Genomic DNA, 3,135 nt, shown 5'->3' with positions numbered 1-3,135 from the left:
CATCTATTACTCTAACTTCATTGTCTTCTTCAACAAACGATTCTATAGACTCAAGTCTAATTTGTTCTCTAGTTCCATTTTGGATATAGTTCATAATTTAAGGCCCCCTAATAACTGTTATTTAATCAAATTATACCATATTAAGGGACTTTTCGCACAACCTGTCGGGGTTTTTGCCAAGGAACGTAGTGACTTGGCTTGCTATAAGAAAAAGATGCTTCTTAAGTAAGACTTTACTTAGATGCACCTTTTTGTAGTTTATTAATTTTTATATTATACGTATACTGTTACTATTTCTTTATTGTCTATATTTATAGTTTCATGTTTATATTCTTTGTTTTTATTAAAGTTGAATATTAATAAATATCCTTTCTCTAATCCTTGTATATTTAAGTAATCTACTAATTGTTTTATACCTTTTTTATGATATTCTTCTCCATACCAAATTTTAAGTTCTACAATATATTTAAAGTTATTATAAGTAATAACTACATCAAGCCTTTTTTCTTCACTGACCATAACTTCTTTAAAATCAAAACCAACACCATTTACTATAGGCTTTATAAATGCTAAAAATAATAATCTGCCTTCTCTTTCAATAAATTTAACATCTACACTACTATATTCTTTTTTCATAAATTCTTGAAACTTGTACAATATTTTTTTGAAATCAAGTCCACCCTCATTAGTTATAAAGTTCTCTCTATAATTATATTTAGAAATATTAGCATCATTTCTAGATGTTATTGAAGTAATGTGATTATAGATGTACTGTTCAAATATCCTATTATGAATTTTACATCTTCCTTCTTCATTTTTTATAAATCCATACATTTCTCCCATGGATATAAGATTATCACTTGGTACATATACAATTTCTTCTCCCATAAGTATGATTTTTTCTATAATTCTTTTAAATTCTATGTTATTTTCTAAGTTTTTTATAAGAGAGTCAAATAGTGTATTTTTTTCTTGAAGTATTAACTTTACTGATTTATTAATATTATCTTTGCTCCAGGGTTGTTTTTCTTTTTTTAGTATAACTTCATCTATTATTTGGCATAGTCTACTTACTAAAAAAGGATATCCATTTGTATAATAGTATAATTCTTTAGCAATAGATTTTGTATCCATATCTACATTATTTAATTTTGCATACTCTTTTATCATTGTTTCTATTTCTTCTTCATTAAAAGCCATATCTATATCAAAGTTTACTGCTATGTTCCAAGGGCTGTTATATTTTTGTTCTTCTCCTTGTCTTACTAAAACTTTTAAATTTTTTATATCATGTACCCCTGCTAAAACTACACTTTTGAAGGTATAGTCTAGCTCCTCTTGAGAAAGGAGGTATTTATTTCTAAGCATCCCTAAGAAACTTATAAATAATTGATTGTTACTACTTTTATCAATTTCATCTATGAATAAAACTACTTCTTTATTACTATTTATAATAAACCTTGTTATGGCTTTTGATAAGTCATTCATATTTTTAGAGTTTTTACTCAGTTCTCTGAGTTCTATACTTTTTTCTTTATCTATAAATTGTAAAGTGTCTGCAAATACATCTAGTATAGTGTTACAGAAATGTTCTTCATTTTTAAATAAATCGTCTCCTAATCCTTCAAATGAACTTCTAATTATTATGTATTTTTCTTTTAATTTTTTTGATAGTTTAGATATGGTTGTGGTTTTTCCAAATTGTCTTGGCTTGTTTATTACAAAATAATCTCCATTATCTATTATCTTTTCCATTTTGCTTATTTTTTCATCTATATTAACCATGTAATGTTTTTTTTCTATACAAGTACCTGTTGTGTTAAAATTCTTCATCTCACCATCGCCTTTAATTTTATTATATTTTAATTATATCCTAATTTTAAGAAGTGTAGTATTTTATTATTTAATTATTTGATAAATAATTTATTATAAAGAAATATGCTTTTCAAGTAATATACTTACTTTCAAAACATCTTTCTTTATAATAAATTTTATAGTTGTCACGATTCGCTAGAATTATTTTTTCAGTTTTCGCCAAACTTTGCACCCCCTGGGGTTTTTGGCATGGAACGTAGTGACTTGCCTTGCTTCTTCAAAAGCCGAAAACCATTTTTTATTTGGTCTTCGGCTTCTATATATCCTACGTAATTTTCTCAATAAGCGACTCAGTTGCTAGCTATTATTTAGAAACACATAAAAAATTCATAAAAAAAGTTATATAAAATATAGTATTATGTTATAATAATATTATATTTAGTTATACAAAAAGAGAATTACATTCTATTCACACTAGAGTAGTAATTCCATAGTTTAGAATATCTTAGTCGAGTTTAATTTTTAAATTAAATTCAACCTCAAAACCACTCTTATTGGCGTTCGAGTGGTTTTTTAATTTATCATAAGTATAATTTACAATCAATCCCACAATAAATGGAATAACTAAAAACGTAACTATACCTACAATAAACTTTTTCTTTAGTTTCATAGAATTCACCCCCCTTTTCTATTAACTAGAAACGAAGTAAACTATGAAACTAACCACTCTAACAGAAATATAATTCTCTTAGAATCATATTATAACATATTTTTCTATTATAAATGTCTTTTTATTCCATGTACTTTTAAATATTTTTGTCATATAATCATTTATTACAAGTACTATTATATCATTTTCACAATTTAATTCTTACTATTTTCGACATAAATAGCGTACCCCCAGGGGTTTTTCTGAGACACAAAGTGGCTCAGTTGCTAAATTACTACTATATTTCAAGTTTCAATTTTTCAACTTCTTCTATTGTTAATCCTGTTTTTATAGCTATAGTTGTCGTATCTAGCACATCTAGTAAAGATTTTGCTATTTCTATAGCTTTTTTCATTTCTCCTTTTTGAATTCCTTTTTCAATTCCTTCTTGTACTGCTTTTTCTTTCATTTCGGTAAGTATAAATGCGTTATTTGCTACCATACGCTCTACATCCTCCTTTTTTGATTCTAGTATTTCTATGGCTGGCTCTGCTAACTTATCTTGTACTGTATTTCTTATCCAATGTTTCAGTGATATTAATTCTATATCAGTTAAATTATTAAAGTATAGTGCTATTACCTTTATTCTTTCTAGGAATTCTATTTCGTCT

Annotated in this window: 2 protein-coding genes and 1 pseudogene; all 3 read right to left on the bottom strand. The window is 26.0% G+C overall.

The window, feature by feature from the left end; translation table 11 throughout:
• Nucleotides 1–273: 273 nt before the first annotated feature.
• Complete coding sequence (locus ACRC03_RS17620; protein WP_438653910.1) at nt 274–1,833, bottom strand: GxxExxY protein; 1,560 nt, start codon at nt 1,831–1,833, stop codon at nt 274–276.
• A 487-nt stretch (nt 1,834–2,320) separates the two neighbouring features.
• Nucleotides 2,321–2,485 carry a hypothetical protein gene (locus tag ACRC03_RS17615; RefSeq protein WP_438653909.1) on the bottom strand — a complete coding sequence of 55 codons (165 nt, stop codon included), beginning with the start codon at nt 2,483–2,485 and terminating at the stop codon, nt 2,321–2,323.
• 277 nt (nt 2,486–2,762) lie between these two features.
• A pseudogene (locus ACRC03_RS17610) lies at nt 2,763–3,135 on the bottom strand (hypothetical protein); the annotation flags it as partial.

Origin of the sequence: Romboutsia sp. (assembly GCF_051659545.1) — a bacterium.
In the GTDB taxonomy this organism is placed as follows: Bacteria; Bacillota; Clostridia; order Peptostreptococcales; family Peptostreptococcaceae; genus JBOFOR01.
This window is presented reverse-complemented; position numbering and strand designations above follow the sequence as displayed.

Excerpts from the sequence above, each read along its gene's own strand:
- ACRC03_RS17615 (WP_438653909.1), bottom strand. The coding sequence starts at position 2,485 with ATGAAACTAAAGAAAAAGTTTATTGTAGGTATAGTTACGTTTTTAGTT.
- ACRC03_RS17620 (WP_438653910.1), bottom strand. The coding sequence starts at position 1,833 with ATGAAGAATTTTAACACAACAGGTACTTGTATAGAAAAAAAACATTAC.